General features: G+C 46.8%; 18 protein-coding genes. 16 read left to right on the top strand and 2 right to left on the bottom strand.

The window, feature by feature from the left end; all coding sequences use genetic code 11:
* Positions 1-16: 16 nt before the first annotated feature.
* A complete protein-coding gene (fur, locus tag ACMXYU_RS15310) occupies positions 17-439 on the top strand; it encodes a ferric iron uptake transcriptional regulator (RefSeq protein WP_415882585.1) in 423 nt (140 codons plus the stop codon).
* 98 nt (positions 440-537) lie between these two features.
* On the opposite strand, the gene recN is transcribed toward fur, so the two are convergent.
* Entirely contained in the window at positions 538-2,202 is a 1,665-nt protein-coding gene (gene recN, locus ACMXYU_RS15305; protein ID WP_415899373.1) for a DNA repair protein RecN, read from the bottom strand.
* A 199-nt stretch (positions 2,203-2,401) separates the two neighbouring features.
* Between recN and grpE the strand changes: the two genes are divergently transcribed.
* From grpE to dapB, 5 genes are all read left to right on the top strand, one after another.
* On the top strand, positions 2,402-3,007 hold the full coding sequence (gene grpE, locus ACMXYU_RS15300) for a nucleotide exchange factor GrpE (protein WP_415899372.1): 606 nt from the start codon (positions 2,402-2,404) through the stop codon (positions 3,005-3,007).
* Between the two features lie 148 nt (positions 3,008-3,155).
* Positions 3,156-5,087, top strand: coding sequence for a molecular chaperone DnaK (gene dnaK / locus ACMXYU_RS15295; protein WP_415899371.1), 1,932 nt, complete (start codon positions 3,156-3,158; stop codon positions 5,085-5,087).
* A gap of 157 nt (positions 5,088-5,244) precedes the next feature.
* On the top strand, positions 5,245-6,378 hold the full coding sequence (dnaJ, locus tag ACMXYU_RS15290; protein WP_415899370.1) for a molecular chaperone DnaJ: 1,134 nt from the start codon (positions 5,245-5,247) through the stop codon (positions 6,376-6,378).
* A gap of 50 nt (positions 6,379-6,428) precedes the next feature.
* On the top strand, positions 6,429-7,235 hold the full coding sequence (cysE, locus tag ACMXYU_RS15285; RefSeq protein ID WP_415899369.1) for a serine O-acetyltransferase: 807 nt from the start codon (positions 6,429-6,431) through the stop codon (positions 7,233-7,235).
* A gap of 14 nt (positions 7,236-7,249) precedes the next feature.
* Positions 7,250-8,056: a 4-hydroxy-tetrahydrodipicolinate reductase gene (gene dapB, locus ACMXYU_RS15280; protein WP_415899368.1), complete on the top strand. Its 807-nt coding sequence runs from the start codon at positions 7,250-7,252 to the stop codon at positions 8,054-8,056.
* A gap of 43 nt (positions 8,057-8,099) precedes the next feature.
* Here dapB and ACMXYU_RS15275 read toward each other — a convergent pair whose 3' ends face one another.
* Positions 8,100-9,332 (bottom strand): diguanylate cyclase, encoded by a 1,233-nt coding sequence (locus ACMXYU_RS15275; protein WP_415899367.1) that lies wholly within the window; start codon positions 9,330-9,332, stop codon positions 8,100-8,102.
* Between the two features lie 155 nt (positions 9,333-9,487).
* Here ACMXYU_RS15275 and ACMXYU_RS15270 point away from each other — a divergent pair, with 155 nt between their 5' ends.
* The 10 genes from ACMXYU_RS15270 to ACMXYU_RS15225 are packed head-to-tail and all read left to right on the top strand — an operon-like array spanning position 9,488 to position 18,460.
* Complete coding sequence (locus tag ACMXYU_RS15270; protein ID WP_415899366.1) at positions 9,488-10,594, top strand: 4Fe-4S dicluster domain-containing protein; 1,107 nt, start codon at positions 9,488-9,490, stop codon at positions 10,592-10,594.
* Positions 10,591-11,427, top strand: a complete 837-nt coding sequence (locus tag ACMXYU_RS15265) for an FAD/NAD(P)-binding protein (protein WP_415899365.1) — start codon at positions 10,591-10,593, stop codon at positions 11,425-11,427. The genes ACMXYU_RS15270 and ACMXYU_RS15265 overlap by 4 nt, the downstream gene beginning before the upstream one ends.
* Positions 11,427-12,206 carry a sulfhydrogenase subunit delta gene (locus ACMXYU_RS15260; RefSeq protein ID WP_415899364.1) on the top strand — a complete coding sequence of 260 codons (780 nt, stop codon included), beginning with the start codon at positions 11,427-11,429 and terminating at the stop codon, positions 12,204-12,206. Before ACMXYU_RS15265 ends, ACMXYU_RS15260 begins: the two co-directional genes overlap by 1 nt.
* Entirely contained in the window at positions 12,199-13,494 is a 1,296-nt protein-coding gene (locus ACMXYU_RS15255; protein ID WP_415899363.1) for a Ni/Fe hydrogenase subunit alpha, read from the top strand. Before ACMXYU_RS15260 ends, ACMXYU_RS15255 begins: the two co-directional genes overlap by 8 nt.
* Before the next feature lie 17 nt (positions 13,495-13,511).
* Entirely contained in the window at positions 13,512-13,949 is a 438-nt protein-coding gene (locus tag ACMXYU_RS15250) for a hydrogenase maturation protease (RefSeq protein ID WP_415899361.1), read from the top strand.
* On the top strand, positions 13,937-14,248 hold the full coding sequence (locus ACMXYU_RS15245; RefSeq protein ID WP_415899360.1) for an NGG1p interacting factor NIF3: 312 nt from the start codon (positions 13,937-13,939) through the stop codon (positions 14,246-14,248). Before ACMXYU_RS15250 ends, ACMXYU_RS15245 begins: the two co-directional genes overlap by 13 nt.
* A gap of 29 nt (positions 14,249-14,277) precedes the next feature.
* Positions 14,278-15,636 carry a V-type ATP synthase subunit B gene (locus ACMXYU_RS15240; RefSeq protein WP_415899359.1) on the top strand — a complete coding sequence of 453 codons (1,359 nt, stop codon included), beginning with the start codon at positions 14,278-14,280 and terminating at the stop codon, positions 15,634-15,636.
* Positions 15,637-15,645: 9 nt separating this feature from the next.
* On the top strand, positions 15,646-16,248 hold the full coding sequence (locus tag ACMXYU_RS15235; RefSeq protein ID WP_415899358.1) for a V-type ATP synthase subunit D: 603 nt from the start codon (positions 15,646-15,648) through the stop codon (positions 16,246-16,248).
* The gene (locus tag ACMXYU_RS15230; RefSeq protein ID WP_415899357.1) at positions 16,245-18,026 is read left to right on the top strand and encodes a V-type ATP synthase subunit I; all 1,782 of its coding nucleotides are present in this window, start codon (positions 16,245-16,247) and stop codon (positions 18,024-18,026) included. The genes ACMXYU_RS15235 and ACMXYU_RS15230 overlap by 4 nt, the downstream gene beginning before the upstream one ends.
* A complete protein-coding gene (locus ACMXYU_RS15225) occupies positions 18,014-18,460 on the top strand; it encodes an ATP synthase subunit C (protein WP_415882568.1) in 447 nt (148 codons plus the stop codon). The genes ACMXYU_RS15230 and ACMXYU_RS15225 overlap by 13 nt, the downstream gene beginning before the upstream one ends.

Genomic DNA, 18,460 nt, shown 5'->3' with positions numbered 1-18,460 from the left:
TAGAGAATAGATAACTATGTCACTTGAAAATCAGGAACTAAGAAAAGCAGGCCTGAAGGTTACTTTGCCTCGCGTAAAAATTTATCAGATCCTAGAACAGGCTGGTGAAGGCGATCACTTCAGTGCTGAAGATATTTATAAGTTGCTGATGGAAAAAGGTGAAGATGTTGGTTTGGCAACGGTTTACCGTGTACTAACTCAGTTTGAAGCGGCTGGTCTAGTAACGCGTCACCACTTCGAAGGTGGTCACTCTGTATTTGAATTGGCGCGTGATGAAGAACACGATCACATTGTTTGCGTAAAAAGTGGCATCGTAAAAGAATTTAACGATCCACGTTTGAATGCGCTTCTAAACGAGATCGCTGAGTCTATGGGCTTTACTGTGACTGATCGTACTATTTACCTGTACGGCGTTCACAAAGACGCAGACGAAAAATAAGCAGTACTTGCTCTGGTGACAACTAAAAAGCCCGCTACTAGCGGGTTTTTTAGTGTATGGAATACCCTTCCAAAAACTATGTGTATGGGGCTTGAGGTCTAGCTTGCTTGAGCAAGCATCTCTTTAGCATGCTCAATAGATCGCTCTGTAATATCGATCCCGCCCAGCATACGTGCAACTTCTTGAACACGACTGTCCGCGCAGAGTTGATTGATCTGCGTGTGAGTGGTCTTTTTATCCGTCTGTTTACTCACAAATAGATGTTGATGGCCTTGGCTCGCGACTTGCGGCTGATGAGTTACACATAGAATTTGTGCTTTTTCACCCAGTTGTCTTAGCAGGCGACCCACGACTTCCGCAATCGCACCACCAATACCTACATCGACTTCATCAAAGATTAGTGTCGAAGTGGTGGAGGTTTGTGCTGTGATCACTTGGATAGCAAGACTGATACGTGATAGCTCACCACCGGATGCGATTTTGCCTAATGGTTTTGGTGGTTGGCCTGCATTGGTAATAATCAGGAACTCTACTTCTTCCAAACCGTTCAGACTTGGTTTTTCTAAAGCGGTTAATGCAACAGACATCTGCGCAGATGGCATGCCTAAATTATGCAGTTGCTGATCGACTAATTTGCCTAATTTTTTAGCGGAGGCTGAGCGTTTGGTACTTAACTTGTTAGCGTAAGCGAGGTATTCAGTTTTGGCGCTCTCAACGTCAAGGGCGAGTTGCTCTAACTCTTCGTCAGAGCGACTTAGGCTGGATAGCTCTTGGCTAAGCGATTGATGGAATTCGCATAGCTCGTCTGGGTTGATGCGATGCTTACGTGCAATCTCGTAAATTGTTGATAGGCGTTCTTCGACATCTTGTTGTCTGCTTGGATCGACATTGACGCGATCCATGTAATGGCGGATCTCGTTGCTAGCTTCTTCAACTTGGATCAATGCCGAGTTCAGCATCTCGTTGGCTTGTCGAACTGAAGGGGATTCTGATTGGATTTCAGATAGAAGCTGCAGGCAGTGATTCAATTGTTGTACGCAATTGGCGTCATCGCTATCGCTGGCTAGATTGATCAGCTGGTGGCCTGTGTTCAGAATGCTCTCGGCATTGGCTAAGGTTTTTTGCTCTTCTTCCAGTTGCTTTAGTTCGCCATCGGTTAAGGCGAGCTGGTCTAACTCTTCAATCTGATAGCTTAATAGCTGCACTCGTGCTGTTTGTTCGGCGCTTTGCTCAGAGAGACGTTTCAGTTCGCTATCGAGCTTATGCCATTGCTGGTAGCTACTGTGAACTTGGCTGACGAGTTTGGCCTGTCCGGCAAAATTATCGAGTAGTGTTCGGTGATGATCTTTTTTCAGTAAGCGTTGGTGTTCATGTTGACCATGAATAGCAATCAGTAGCTCGCCAAGGTTTTTGACTAAGCTGGCAGGCGATGGGCGACCATTGATATAGCAGCGTGAGCGCCCCTCTTTAGTGATCACTCTACGCAGTATGCATTCACCGTCATTGTCTAAATCATTCTCTGATAGCCACTGAGAGGCTTCAGGGATGCTATCTATGTTGAAGCTTGCTGTGATGTCGGCTTTCTCAGCGCCTTGACGTACGGCACCGCTCTCTGCGCGGTTACCTAAGGCTAGGCCTAGGGCGTCGAGCATAATCGATTTACCCGCACCTGTTTCACCGCTGACTACGGTCATGCCTTGGCTTAGTTCTAGATCAAGGTGATCAACAATGGCAAAGTCACAAATAGATAATTGATTCAGCATAATAAAATACATGTGTTTTTATACAGTGGTTTCTGTATAAGTCATATTTTGATCGGATGCAATCTTTATCTGAAATTAGCGTAAAAAAATCGAATTTATCTGTTGAAAGCGATCTCTTTGTCCCCATATTCAAGAGCAATTGATATTAACACCCAACAGACGCCCTCGAGTTTATTGAATGGGCTGGCTGGAGAGCACAATGGCAAACGAAGAACTGAACCCAGTAGAAGAGCAGAAAGTTGAGCAGCCAGAAGAGGTTGTAGCAGCGGAAGAAGCGCAAGAAGAAAACGCTGAACAAGGTGAAGCGGAACAGGTTGCTGCAGAAGAGACTGCTCAGGATGCGGATAAATTGGCAGCTGATCTAGCTGCAGCAGTAGCTGAGGTTGAGACGCTAAAGGATCAGATGCTACGTGTTCAGGCTGATGCTCAGAATGTTCGTCGTCGTGCTGAACAGGATGTAGAAAAGGCGCACAAATTTGGCGTAGAGAAGTTTGCCAACGAAATGTTGCCAATCGTCGATAGCCTAGAGCGCGCTATTGAAGCCTTCGGTGATGACGAAGCGGTTAAGCCGATGAAAGAAGGCGTTGAGATGACTATGAACATGTTCCTCTCGGGTCTGGCTAAATTCCAGATGGAACAGGTTAATCCTCAAGGAGAAGCATTTGATCCGGCACTACACCAAGCAATGTCTATGGTTGAGTCACCAGATGCGAAGCCAAATACAGTTATTGCAGTAATGCAGAAAGGTTACACATTGCACGGCCGCCTAGTGCGCCCTGCGATGGTTGTTGTGGCTAAAGCTTAAGGTACGTTAGGTAAATTTAATTTTGGTTTCGGCCTTGAAACCCTGCAAAACGTACTTATATAGATTTCATACTGACTAGTAAGTCAATTATAGAATTAATCACTGTCCGTCAGAACGGGCAGCTTAGAAAGAATTGGAGCAGATACAAATGGGTAAAATCATCGGTATTGACTTAGGAACTACAAACTCTTGTGTTTCTATCCTAGATGGCGACAGCGCTAAAGTTATCGAAAACGCTGAAGGCGATCGCACAACGCCTTCCATCATTGCTTACGCTGATGAAGGTGAAATCTTAGTCGGTCAGCCTGCAAAACGTCAGGCGGTTACTAACCCAGACAACACGCTATTTGCTATCAAGCGTCTTATCGGCCGTCGTTTCAAAGATGATGTTGTTCAGAAAGACATCAAAATGGTGCCATACAAAATCGTTGAAGCTGACAACGGTGATGCTTGGGTAGAAGTTAAGGGCGACAAGCTTGCTGCACCTCAGATCTCTGCAGAGATTCTGAAGAAGATGAAGAAAACTGCAGAAGACTACCTAGGCGAGACAGTAACTGAAGCCGTTGTAACTGTACCAGCATACTTCAACGATGCTCAGCGTCAGGCGACTAAAGATGCGGGTAAAATTGCTGGTCTAGAAGTTAAGCGTATCATCAACGAGCCAACTGCTGCTGCTCTTGCATACGGCATGGACAAGTCTAAAGGCGACAAAACTATCGCTGTATATGACCTAGGTGGTGGTACTTTCGATATCTCTATCATCGAGATCGCTGAAGTAGATGGCGAGCACCAGTTCGAAGTACTTTCTACTAACGGTGATACGTTCCTTGGTGGTGAAGACTTTGACCTACGTTTGATCGAGTTCTTGGCTGATGAGTTCAAGAAAGACACTGGTATCGATCTACACAACGATCCACTAGCGCTTCAGCGTCTAAAAGAAGGTGCTGAGAAAGCTAAAGTAGAACTATCTTCTGCACAGCAGACTGACGTTAACCTACCTTACATCACTGCTGATGCAACAGGTCCAAAACACCTTAACGTTAAGATCACTCGTGCGAAGCTTGAGTCTCTAGTAGAAGAGCTAGTTCAGCGCTCTCTAGAGCCATGTAAGATCGCTCTACAAGATTCTGATCTAAGCGCATCTGAAATCGACGAAGTTATCTTGGTTGGTGGTCAGACTCGTATGCCAATGGTTCAGGAAAAAGTTGCTGAATTCTTCGGTAAAGAAGCACGTAAAGACGTTAACCCTGATGAAGCTGTAGCAATGGGTGCAGCGATCCAAGGTGCGGTACTAGCTGGTGACGTTAAAGACGTTCTACTTCTAGACGTAACGCCTCTAACGCTTGGTATCGAAACTATGGGTGGCGTAGCTACTCCAGTAATCGAGAAGAACACGACTATCCCAACTAAGAAGTCTCAGATCTTTTCTACTGCAGACGACAACCAGAACGCTGTAACAATTCACGTTGTACAGGGTGAGCGTAAGCAAGCGGCACAGAACAAATCTCTAGGTCGTTTCGACTTGGCTGAGATCCCACCAGCACCACGCGGTGTGCCTCAGATCGAAGTAACTTTCGACCTTGATGCTAACGGTATCCTGAACGTATCTGCACAGGATAAAGCGACTGGCAAACAACAGTCTATCGTAATCAAAGCATCTTCAGGTCTGAGCGATGACGAGATCGAGCAGATGGTAAGCGATGCAGAAGCTCACGCTGAAGAAGATAAGAAGTTTGAAGAGCTGACTACTGCGCGTAACCAGGGTGACGCGATGGTTCACTCTGCTAAGAAGACAATGGAAGAAGCGGGCGACAAAGCGACTGACGAAGAGAAAGCAGCTGTTGAAGCAGCAACTGCTGAGCTTGAAGAAGCGCTTAAAGGCGACGACAAAGACGCTATCGAAGCTAAAACTACTGCACTTACTGAAGCGATCTCTGGTGTTGCTCAGAAGATGTACGCAGAAGCTGCACAGCAAGCTGAAGCTGAGCAAGGCGCAGGCGGTGCTGAACAGCAACAAGCTGGCGGTAACGATGATGCAGTAGACGCTGAGTTCGAAGAAGTTAAAGACGACAAAAAATAAGTCGCCTTTTAGCTGAATCAAGCTAACTAAGCGTAGAACTTTGCAGTGTTTCTTGATGCTGCAAAGTCGAATTACTCGGCACCGCGGGCTCTATGCCCGCGTTGTCATATCCGGCTTAAAGCCGAAAACAGTGTTGTGACTGTATAGTGTAGTGACCATGTCAAAACGAGATTATTACGAAGTATTGGGTGTATCTAAGGGTTCATCTGATCGCGATATCAAGAAAGCTTTCCGCCGTATGGCGATGAAATATCATCCGGACCGTAACCCGGACGATAAGGAAGCAGAAGATAAGTTCAAAGAAGTAAACGAAGCTTACGAAGTGTTATCTGACGCTCAGAAGAAAGCTGCGTACGATCAATACGGTCATGCCGGTGTTGATCCGAACATGCGTGGTGGTCACGGTGGCGGCTTCGACGGTAACTTCTCTGATATCTTTGGCGATGTATTTGGCGATATTTTCGGTGGCGGCGGTGGTCGCGGTGGCCGTAGCTCGGTACAACGTGGCGCTGACTTACGCTACAACATGGAAATGACGCTGGAAGAAGCGGTTCGTGGTGTAGAAAAGAGCATCAAAGTTCCTACGCTTGTAGAGTGTGAAACTTGTGATGGTTCTGGTGCTAAGCCTGGTACTTCTGCAAAAGTGTGCGGTACTTGTGGCGGTCAAGGCCAGGTTCGTATGCAGCAGGGCTTCTTCTCGGTACAACAGACTTGTCCAACCTGTCATGGTGAAGGCAAGATCATTACTGATCCTTGTACTGACTGTCATGGTCATGGCCGTAAAGAGAAGACTAAGACGCTTAACGTTAAGATCCCTGCGGGCGTTGATACAGGCGATCGTATCCGTCTAGCGGGTGAAGGCGAAGCGGGTACTCACGGTGGTCCAGCAGGCGATCTATATGTACAAGTTCATGTTAAAGATCACCCGATCTTTGAGCGTGACGGTAAACACTTATACTGCGAAGTGCCGATCAGCTTTGTTGATGCAGCATTGGGCGGTGAGCTAGAAGTTCCAACCCTTGATGGTCGTGTTAAGTTGAAAGTACCATCCGAAACGCAGACCGGAAAAATGTTCCGTCTACGTGGCAAGGGTGTAGCGCCTGTTCGCGGTGGATCTACGGGAGATCTTCTGGTTAAAGTAGTTGTGGAAACGCCGGTTAAGTTGAGCAGTCGCCAGAAAGAACTATTGCGTGAGTTCCAAGACGAGATGGAACAAGGTACGCATAAACACAGCCCGAAGAAGCACGGCTTCTTTGATTCTGTGAAAAAGTTTTTTGAAGATATGACCTAATTTTAAGGGGCATTTATTGCCCCTTAAATTTTTATAATAATGGGGATGGCATGAGCCAGAATCCAGAATGCCCAACTTGGCTTTGGGATGAAATTACGGCAGAAGCCGAACGTGAAGTAGTTGACGAGCCTGTATTGGCGGGGTTTTATCACGCCAATATTTTAGGTCATCAGAGTTTGTGTTCTGCTTTGGCTTATCTGTTGAGCCGCAAGTTGCATGATGATGCAGTGCCAGCAGTAACTTTTCGTCTAGTGATCGAAGAAGTATTTCGTGAAGCGCCAGAGATCTTACAGGCTGTGTGTGCAGATATAGCTGCGGTTCGTACCCGAGACCCTGCAATCGATAAATATGCGACTGTATTGCTGTACCTTAAGGGGTTTCATGCAATTCAGGCGTATCGTGTGGCTCACTATATGTGGAATAAAGGCCGTAAGAGCATGGCGCTTTATATCCAGAGCAGAGTTAGTTGTGTGTTGCAGGTTGATATTCATCCTGCGGCTAAAATCGGTCATGGCGTAATGTTTGATCACGCAACAGGTATTGTTGTGGGTGAAACCAGCGTGATCGAGAATGATGTTTCTATCCTGCAATCTGTAACCTTAGGCGGTACAGGTAAAGATTGTGGTGATCGTCATCCGAAAATTCGTGAAGGCGTTATGATTGCGGCAGGTGCCAAGATCTTCGGTAACATCGAAGTGGGCGCAGGTGCCAAAGTAGGTGGTGGAAGTGTTGTGTTGGATGATGTGCCAAGGCATACAACAGTTGTAGGCGTACCTGCCCGTGCTGTTGGTCATCCTCAATGCGATAAACCGGCACTGGATATGGACCAGAATATCCTTCACGACAAAAACAAATAAGAGCGGAAACTTACATGATTAAAGTAGCAGTTACTGGCGCAGCCGGTCGTATGGGTAAAGCAAATATCGAAGCGCTACAGATGGCTGAAGGCATTGAATTAGGTGCAGCTATTGTTGAGCCTGATAGTTCTTTGATCGGCGCAGATGCCGGTGAAGTTGCAGGTGTTGGTAAGCTAGGCGTTAAGATTGTTGGTTCTTTGCATGAAGCGGTTGCTGATTTTGACGTGCTAATCGACTTTACAGCACCAGAAGTCACGCTTGAGAATGTTCGTTTCTGTACTACTCACGGTAAGCAAGTTGTTATCGGTACGACGGGTCTTACTGATGAGCAGAAAGCAGTGCTAGAGAAAGCCGCTGAGAGTGTTGCCATTGTATTTGCACCAAACATGAGTGTTGGTGTGAACTTGTGCTTCAAACTGCTTGAGATCGCAGCTAAAGCTTTAGGTAACGATGATTACGATATCGAAGTGATCGAAGCTCACCACCGTCACAAAGTGGATTCGCCTTCAGGAACTGCACTACGTATGGGTGAAGTGGTTGCTGATGCCTTAGGTCGTGATCTTAAAGAGTGCGCTGTTTATGGCCGTGAAGGTCAGGTAGGCGCGCGTCCTCGTGGTGAGATCGGTTTTGAAACGATCCGTGCTGGTGATGTCGTAGGCGATCACACTGTGCTATTTGGTACAGAAGGTGAGCGTATCGAGATCACGCATAAAGCGAGTAACCGTCTAACTTTCGCTAAAGGCGCTGTTCGTGCTTGTAAGTGGTTGGAAGGTAAAGAGAATGGCCTATACGATATGCAGGATATTCTTGGTCTGAAATAGTTTTAGATCTACTTTAAAAAGCCGCTGTTTATCAGCGGCTTTTTTAATCGCACACAACGGTATTGCGACCAGCCTCTTTCGCTTTATACAACATCTCATCTGCTCGGCTGATCATCTGGCTGAAGTTATCATCATCCCTTTCGATCAAACCTATACTCACTGTGACAGGTAATATTTGATCAGCGAATACAAATTCAGTGTCATGCACTAAGGTGCAGAAATGCTGCATCAAAATATCTGCTTGTTCTAAATTTAAACCGCTTAACAAAACACAAAACTCTTCACCGCCAATACGGGCATGTAAGAAGCGATTAAAGGAACGATTCAGCAAGGTGGCTATCTGTGTCAGTACAGCATCGCCAGCGTCATGACCATAGTTGTCATTTATCTGTTTAAAGAAGTCCAGATCCATCATGGCTAAGCAGGCTTGGTTTTGTGATTGTGTTAATAACTTTTCAGACTGTTCGAATAGATAACGGCGGTTGTGTAGACCTGTGAGAAAGTCGCGGTTAGCCGCATCTTTGATTTGAGCAATGAGTTCCATCTGCTCGATGTTATGCATCACTCGGCAATGCAACTCTTCATAGTTAAACGGCTTAGTTAGAAAATCGTTTGCACCGCTTTTAATAAATTTAGCCGATAGGGAGGGGCTGTCGGCAGCCGATATGCCGATAATCTTCAGTTCCGAGGTTTCGTATTCGCGTCGAATGGCTTGTACCAACTCAATGCCGTTCATATTCGGCATCTCGTAGTCAGTTAGAATCAGTTTAATTTCCGGGTCTTGCTGCAACTTAGCTAAGCCCTCTTGGCCATTGCTAGCTTCAATAACTTGATATAGGTGCTTTTCTAGTTGTTTACGAATCAGTAAACGATAGGAGGAGGAGTCTTCGACTAATAGGACTTTTATCGTTCGGTTTTTAAGTAAACGGTGAATTAATTGAACGGCATATTCGTAGGAGAAGCGGCTCTCTTTGATGATGTAATCCACCACGCCTTGTTGCAGCAGAGACTCGCGTTTATCGTCGTCGTAACTACCTGTCAGAACGATTGTCGGTATGTTTTGCGCGAGAATGAGATCGACAATTTCGCCATTGGGCGCGTCGGGCAGGTTTAGATCTACAAGTGCTGCAAAAATATCTTCGTAGAGGTCTATCTTTTCCTGAGCTTGAAGAAGGCTTTCACAGAAGATGACTTCCACTGGGAGATCTGCAGTTTGAAACAGTCTTTGTAGTACGCGGCTTACTAGTTGGCTATCTTCAACGACAAGAACTTTCATATCTAAACTCAAAATAGATGCGATTAATGTCTGGGTTAGCACACCTTGTCATAGTGTCATTTATGATTGCTTAATTGAAGGCAAAAACCACCCCAAATCTCGAAGCTTGTCTAGTAGTTTAGGCTAATATTAAAAGAGTAAGGGAGGGGGAGTGAATGGCGATTTCTCAATCTGCTTTTCTCACGAGGACGGATTTAACTGAGCTGTTTGAGCTTTTGCTTAAGCAAGGCTTTAGGTTGCATGGTCCTCAAGTTCGCGATGGCGCAATTGTTTTTGATGATCTCCAATCTGTTAGTGATCTACCGCAAGGGTGGACAGATCAACAGGCTCCGGGGAGGTATCGACTCAAGCACAGTGGTTCTCCACGCCAGTTTAATTGGGCAAATGGGCCTTCGGCACTAAAACCGCTGTTATATCCTACTCGAGAAGTCATCTGGCAAGCAAAGCGGAGTGGTGATGGTCGATTGCAATTTTTAGTGCCTGAACAAGCGCAAGATAAAGTTGCGGTCATAGGGGTAAAGGCCTGTGACCTTACCGCGTTGAAACTGCAGGATCAGCATTTTCTAGAAGGTGAATATGTAGACCCCGGTTACCAAGCAAAGCGGCAAGGGCTTTTTTTAATTGCTGTTAATTGCAATGTCTCGGCAGAAACCTGTTTCTGTGCCTCTACCGGTGATGGTCCTGAGGTAAAGCAAGGGTATGACATCCTGCTGACTGAATTAGACGACGGTTTTCTTATTCAATCGGGCTCGGATAAAGGTGCGGCCATCGTCGATCAGTTGCCGCTACACAGAGTGACTGAAGCGATGACCGACATAGCCAAGGAACAGATTCAAACGGCTGCTAATCAACAAACCCGATCACTCAACCTTATTGCTAAAGATGATCTGCAAAGCCGAAGAGATCGTCCGCAATGGAATAATATTGCCGAGCGCTGCCTTGCCTGCGGTAACTGCACTATGGTTTGCCCCACCTGTTTCTGCCATCGACAGCATGAAGAGCCACAGCTTAATGGTGCTGAGAGCGAGCACGTCAGAGAGTGGGATAGCTGTTTTGGAGAATCTCATGGCCAGCTTGCAGGATTTCAAGTTCGACAAACCGTTAAGCAGCGCTATCAGCAATGGATGATCCATAAGCTAGATACTTGGCAGACCCAATATGGCCGCTCAGGTTGTACTGGCTGCGGGCGCTGTATGACCTGGTGCCCTGCAGAGATAGATTTTGTAGCAGAAGCAAACCTGATAACAGGAGACAAAGAATGAGTGTTTTCTGTCAGAAACCTTTGGTTGCAACTGTTACTGAGGTGATTTGCGAATCTAAAACGATCTTTACGCTTCGTTTGCAGTTGGCTGACCTCGCAGAGCGAGAGGCCTATGAGTTTAAGCCGGGGCAGTTCAATATGCTTTACCTTTTCGGTGTGGGTGAGGTGCCTATCTCGATCGTTTCTGATCCTAAGGATGAAGGCGTAATTGATCACACTATCAGGATCGTAGGGCGTGTTACTGAAGGCTTAGCGAAATTAAAACAGGGAGATCAAATCGGTCTAAGAGGTCCATTTGGTCGAGGTTGGCCTCTGCCGGACGCCAAAAATAAGGACCTTCTGATCGTTACCGGTGGATTGGGTTGTGCGCCGGTCGTAGCAGCAATCAATTATGCGCTGAAAAGGAGAGATCATTATCGACGCTTGAGTATTGTTCAAGGCGTTAAGCACAGCAATGATCTTATCTGGAGTGAGCGCTACGATCTATGGCGTCAGTTTGAGAATGTAGAGGTGTTTCTTGCTGCGGATGAATCAGGACCGGCGTGGCCATTCCATAAAGGGCGTATCACCGAACTAATTGATCAAGTGACGGTTGATCCCAGTAATGCATTGGCGATGATTTGTGGGCCTGAGGGGATGATGCATGCTGCAGCGGAAAAGCTTATTGGTTTAGGGATAGATCCAGCTCAGATCTATCTTAGCTTAGAGCGCAATATGCAGTGTGCCATGGGGCATTGTGGCCATTGCCAGTTTGGGGCTGATTTTATCTGCAAGGATGGTCCAGTATTTTCTTACCCTGCTGTACGTGATCGTTTAGGTATGGAGGGCGTGTGATGAACTCTAAACCGAGTATTGCTGTGCATAAGTTTAGTTCCTGTGATGGTTGCCAGCTCGCTCTTCTTAATATGGGTGAGGCGCTGGTGACTTTAGCTACTCGCGTTGAGATTAAGCACTTTGCGGAAGCCGGTGTTTTGGATGAAAACGCAGAGGTCGATATTGCCTTTATCGAAGGCAGTATTGTGACTCAACATGATACTCAGCGAATCCAACAGATACGTAAGAACAGTCGTTATCTTATTACCATGGGAGCCTGCGCCACTTCTGGTGGGATTCAAGCATTAAAGAACTTAGCGGATGCACCAGAAACTTGGCCGGGGGCTATTTATCCACAGCCTGAATTTATCGACAGTTTGGATAGATCAGAGCCGATCAAAGATCACGTTAAAGTTGATTTTGAACTCTGGGGTTGCCCGATCAATAGTCGCCAAATCTCAACGGCGATCAGCTTAATGCTTGAAGACGTGATGCCTCAGGATGAGCGCGAAAAGCTCTGTGTTGAGTGTAAACGCTCAGGTCAGGTCTGCACTTTAGTCACTGCTGGAGAGCCCTGTATGGGGCCAGTAACAAGATTGGGGTGCGGAGCTTTGTGTCCTAAATTTGGTCGGGCATGCTATGGCTGCTATGGCGATGCAGAGTTGTCTCATCATGCAGCGTTGGCACGTCGTTTATCAGGTTTAGGCCTTGTTGATGAAGAAGTTAGTCGACGCTTTCAATTGATTCATCCTGACCCCAGTCCTTTCCCTAAAGGTGGTAATGGAGAGCTGAATGACTAAGCGAAAGATTCAGATTGATGTGCCCTCACTTGCCCGTGTTGAGGGAGAAGGAGCGCTCCATCTCAAAATTGAGCAAGGTAGGTTGCAGCAACTGCAGTTCAAAATTTATGAGCCGCCACGATTTTTTGAGAAGTTTCTAGAAGGGCGGCACTTTTCCGAAGTTCCAGACATTGTGGCGCGCATCTGTGGAATATGTCCTGTGGCGTATCAAGTCAGTGCAGTGAATTCATTGGAATCTCTGTTTCAGGTTCAGCTAACTCCATGGATAAAGGATATGCGGCGTTTGCTCTATTTAGGTGAGTGGCTGCAAAGTCATGGTCTGCATATCCATTTGCTAGCGTTGCCAGATTATTTTGGCCATAACTCGGCGTTGGAGCTCGCAGGGGAATACCCCGATGAGGTTCGAAGGGGTTTTGCTATTCAAGATGCGGGTAACCGAATTATGCGCTTCTTGGGTGGGCGTTCTGTGCATCCTGTCGGCATTAAAGTGGGTGGTTTTCATAAAGCGCCTTCAATATCTGAAGCCCTCGAACTCAAGCAGAGCCTGCAGGAAATATTGCCTCAAGCAGTTGCGATGGTTGAATGGTTAGCTGAGGTTGAGATTCCTGATCATCGACAGGCTTTTAATTCAGTATCCCTAGCAGCGAATAGCTATCCGCTTGGAGAAGGTCGTCTCGTTAGTAGCTCAGGATTGAATATCACTGAGGATGAATATGAAACCTACTTTGCAGAAAGCCAGTCGCCGAACTCGACGGCGCTGTGGAGTCACCTAAATGGGCAAGACTATCTGGTAGGCCCTCTGGCAAGGATTAATCTGAATCATCAGCAACTGCCTGATTTTCTACAAAAGCTACTTCGTAAATTGGGTAACCCTTTCCCAAGTCAGAATATGTTCCACAGCATGTTGGCTCGTGGGGTGGAGATCTGTTTTGCTTTGGATGAAGCGATTAAGTTGCTGGAAAAGTATCAGTCTCTTGAAAAAAGTGCAGTTGAGGTTAGTCCACGAGCAGGCACTGGATACGGTTGGAGTGAAGCGCCCCGCGGTTTGTTATGGCACCGATACACAGTGGATAAGGCAGGCTTAATTACAGAAGCGAAAATCGTCCCGCCGACCAGCCAAAACCAAGCACGTATCGAGCAAGATCTGCTTTATTCCCTCAGTGAATTTGGCTTGGATCAACCCGATGATCTTTTGCGCTTACATAGCGAAAAAGTGATTCGTAATTATGACCCTTGTATCTCCTGCGCAACTCACTTTCTAAAGTTAACAACGGAGCGTAAGCCTTGAATTTAGGGGTGTTTGGCTTGGGCTCTTCCCATGGGGATGATCAAATCGGTTGGGTGCTGGTGGATGCCCTGCAAGGTTTACTCCCTGAATCTGTGGTCTGCGAGAAATTAACCACCCCTGCTCACTCTTTAGTGACGTTATTGCCTCAGTTTGATCAGGTCATTGTGATTGATGCCTGTGAAATGGAGCAAAAAGCAGGTGAGTACAGGTATATTGAGGATGGGTCTGGGTTTTTGCATATGCAAAATGTGCCAGTTAGTAGTCATACTTTGGGTATCTCAGAGAGTTGGCAGTTGTTGCTTAAACTCGAACAATCTTTGCCGCAGATCAGTTTGTTTCTGGTTCAGCTAGGTCAAACTGAGACTATGGCGCCTATATCGGATTGTATATCTGAGCAGATACCTAACATGGTTGAACAGTTAAATAAAACGGTAAAACTTCGGTGTATAAACTAAGTTTCTTTGTTCCCGATGAAAATTTGGAACAAGTTAAAGCAGCTGTCTTCGCAACAGGTGCAGGGCGAATTGGTAACTACGATTGTTGCTGTTGGCAGGTGCTGGGTCAGGGGCAGTTTCGCCCTTTGGAAGGTAGTGATCCGCATATAGGGCAGCAAGGTAATGTAGAGACGGTTGATGAGTGGAAAGTTGAACTGGTTTGTAGCGATGAGCTGATACGTCAGGCCGTTGATGCAATGAAATCGTCTCACCCTTACGAAGAGCCAGCCTACGATGTTTGGCGCTTAGAAGAATTTTAAAGTTGTAACCGAATGACAGGGAGGTAGAAGTGACGCAGTTATTGGTACGTTACTCTCGTATTCTGGAGATTGTTGGTGACATAGTTAAAGTACATGTACCGTTAACAGATGGCGCTTCGTCTATCTGTTTTGGTGATCTAGCTTTAATCGAAAATGACAGACATGATGGTGCTGAAGCCAATTTGGCCCAAGTCATCTTGCTCGATCGTGAAGAGGTCTCGCTTCAGGTCTTCACTGGCACTAAAGGCCTCTCAACTCATTCGGTGGTTCGCTTCCTTGGTCGTTCCATGGAAGTCACTTTCTCCCCTAATATTCTTGGACGCTCTTTCTCAGGAACGGGTCGAGCTATCGACAACGGCCCGATGCTCACAGAAGAGCCCAAAATTGAGATCGATGGGCCCACGGTCAATCCGGCTAGACGTGTTTTAGCCTCGCATATGATTCGCACCGACGTGCCGATGATTGATGTGTTTAATTGTTTGGTTGAGAGTCAAAAAATCCCTGTGTTCTCCGTGGCAGGCGAGCCTTATAACCAGCTGCTAGCGCAGATTGGCACCCATGCGGATGCCGATGTGGTGGTCTTTGGTGGCATAGGTTTAGTGTTCGATGATTACCACTTCTTCCGTCAGGCATTTGAAGAAGCAGGCGTGCTAGCGCGAACAGTGATGTTTGTTCATCAGGGATCCGACCCCACCGTAGAAGGTTTGTTGGTTCCGGATATGGCGTTAGCTGTGGCCGAACGCTTTGCCGTTGAAGAGGGTAAACGCGTACTGGTGTTACTCACTGATATGACCGCATACGCCGATGCTCTTAAAGAGGTGGGTATCTCGATGGAGCATGTACCCTCAAATCGAGGTTACATCGGGGATCTCTATTCACAATTAGCGCGCCGATATGAAAAAGCCTGCGATTACAAAGGCGCAGGTTCTGTAACCATTTTGTCGGTTACAACAATGCCGGGTGATGATGTGACTCACCCTGTACCTGATAACACCGGCTATATCACAGAAGGTCAGTTCTATCTGCATGATGGAGTGATCGATCCGTTTGGTTCTCTATCACGCTTAAAGCAGCATGTGATCGGCAAAGTCACCCGAGAAGATCATAGCCAGATTATGAATACGATGGTGCGTTTGTATGCAGAGTCTCAAGATGCTGCGCAGAAACAAGCAATGTCTTTTGAGCTAAGTGAATATGATGAGCGCTTACTTAAATTTGGTGAGCTATTCCGAGATCGGTTTATGGATATACATGTCACTATGCCGTTAGAGCAAGCATTAGATCAGTGCTGGCTGACACTGGCTGAATGTTTCGAGCCGCAAGAATTGTTGATGAAGCAGGCGTTGGTGGATAAATATTTTCCAGCGCAAAATTTAGCTCAGGCTTAGGGATGAATTGTGGCGAAGCTAGCACTCAATAAGACCACATTAAATCGCGAGGGCGGACGCTTAAAAGCGTTTCGTCAGTTCGTGCCCGCCTTAGATTTAAAGCGAAAACAGCTTCTCGCTGCGAGACAAGAAACCCTGCAGCTTCTACAAGCTAACCAGCTAAAGCTACAAGATCTCTACCTTTGTGTATCTGAAAAGCTGCCAATGCTGGCGGGTGCGGAGATCGAGCTTAGCCAGTTGCTACAGGTCCAAAAGGTTGAAGTGAAGTACAGCAATTTAGTCGGACTAGAGCTGCCTGAACTAGCTGAGTTTAAGGTTGAGCTATCTGAATACTCGCGTTTGGTCTTGCCTCATTGGGTCGACACCGTTTTATTACTGCAGGAACAGGCCTTAAAGTTGGAAGTGGAGATCAGGATCTACCAACAACGCCTACAGATATTGGAAACTGGACTGCAGAAAACGACCCAGCGCTTAAATTTATTCGATAAGGTTTTGATTCCGCAGACTGAAAAAAATATCCGCAAGATCCGTATCGCTTTATCTGATGCAGAACGGGCGGGTGTTGTACGTGCCAAGATTGCGAAGAACAAACGTCGGAGGCTGCAGTTATGAGTATTCAGTCTCTTAAGAAAGCGACCTTAGTTGGCTTAACGGAGGAAAAGGCATCTATTCTCGATGCTTTGCAAGCCTTGGGAGTCATGCATGTTATTCCTTTGGTCGCGCCTAAAAAATCTCAAGTGAAGCTAGAGCATCAAGTGAGCCCTGAACAGCTCCATGGCGTGTTGCACTATCTTCTGAACTCTAAGCAAAAGCGCAAGCAGGTAGTCAGTGAACGTCATTTTGATCTGCTGGAGGTTACAGACAAAGTTGATCAAAACCGTAGTTTGCGGCTTAAGCTGGTGGAACGGCATGATTTTTTGCGCAAACGTATAAAGGATCTCAAGCCTTGGGGTAGTTTTATCTTGCCCGAGGAAGGTGAGTTATACGGCCGCCGTTTGTGGTTTTATCTTGTACCTAACTACAAGATGAAAGAGGTAGAGAAAACGGAGCTGCCTTGGCAAAGGGTTCATCGAGATAATCGCTATAGCTATATCACGGTTATTTCAGAAACAGAGCCGCCGTTAAACGCTATGCCAGTCACCCGCACTCATACCGGTGCTATTCCGCTCGAACAGTTGCAACGTGAGTTGGAAGATATCGAGGTCGAGCTAGAAACCGTTGAAGCCGAACGCGAGGCGTTTACAAGATGGATCTATCTCCTGCAACGATCCATTGCGGGTACCGAGGATGATGCCCAGCTAGCTGAAGTATCAGATCAGACTTTAGATCGGGATGAGATCTTTGCTATTCAGGGCTGGGTCGCTGAGGACAGCATAGAGTCGTTACAGCGCTTTGCTGATCAGCAATGTATGGTGTTACAGCTCGAAGCTCCTAAGCCTGATGAGTTGCCCCCGACACTTTTACAGAATCCAACCTCTGTTGCTGGTGGTGAAGAGGTGGTGCATTTCTTCCAGATGCCTGGTTACCGCAGTTGGGACCCTTCGCGCGTGGTGTTCTTTTCCTTTGTGAGCTTCTTTGCGTTGATCATGTCCGATGCAGGCTACTCGCTGTTGTTGGCTGCGATTTTGCTGTTTTACTGGCGAGATATGGGACGCTCAGAAACGGGGCTGCGTTTGCGTGCTATGGGTGCAGCGCTTTCTGTAGCAGGCTTTGCTTGGGGTGTGTTGGTGGGGAGCTACTTCGGTGCCCAAGCCCCCTTTGCGTGGCTGCAGGGTTTCAAACTGATGGATCTCAATGACTTTGACAGCATGATGTCGCTCTCAATATCTGTTGGGGCCGTACACCTGATTTTGGCTAACTTGATGATGGCATGGGTCAGGCGTGGAACCACTCGAAGGTATGCTGCATTAGGTTGGGCAGGCTCGGTCACTGTGGCCCTTTGGGGCTGGATCGTTGGTTTTGAGGTTTTTCATTGGCTGTTATTGGCGGCTTGTTTGTCATTAGTGCTTTTTTTCTCTAGTGAAAAGTCAGAATGGAGTGTGGGTCGGCTCTTCGATGGTGTTTTGGCTCTTGCAGGGATAACCAAAATATTTGGTGATGTTCTGAGCTATCTGCGTCTGTTTGCTTTGGGGTTGGCCAGTGCTTCGTTGGCGATGACCTTTAATCAACTTGCGGTAGATGTCGCAGCTGCGCTACCTGCGATAGGCCTGTTGTTTAAGGTGCTTATCTTGCTAGTAGGCCATCTTCTTAATTTCGTACTTACCGTGATCAGCGGTGTGATTCACGGTTTGCGTCTGAATTTAATCGAATTTTATAACTGGAGTCTGGCGGATGAGGGCTATGCCTTTCAGCCGTTTGCTAAACGGGAGGTTTCACCTTGGATAACCTGATTATTGCTTTGGGTTGGGCTGGTCTATACGGCCCAATGGCGTTAGGGGCAATCGGTAGCATGATTGGTTGTGCGCAGGCGGGGCAAGCTGCCTGTGGTGCATTGTTAGAAACCGAAACAGGTCATGGTCGTTATATTGGGGTAGCTGCAATGCCGTCGTCGCAATCTATATACGGCATCGTGGTTATGTTTGCGTTGAATCGAGAAATTACGATCGATAACGCACCGGGCTTAGCTGCCATTGGTTTGTTGTGTGGTTTAGCGCTTCTATTTAGCGCAGCATGGCAGGGGCGTTGTTGCGCTTCTGCAATCAATGTTTCCAAAATCCGTCCTGAGATCTTTGGCATGTCGTTAGCTCCGGCTGCGATTGTGGAGGGCTTTGCAGTATTCGCCTTTATCTTTGCGCTGGTGATTAGTGCGGGCGTGCCTTTATAA

Source organism: Neptuniibacter sp. QD48_11, from assembly GCF_047778095.1.
In the GTDB taxonomy this organism is placed as follows: domain Bacteria; phylum Pseudomonadota; class Gammaproteobacteria; order Pseudomonadales; family Balneatricaceae; genus Neptuniibacter.
The sequence above is the reverse complement of the archived record's forward strand: the minus strand, read 5'-3'. Positions and strand labels throughout refer to the sequence as shown.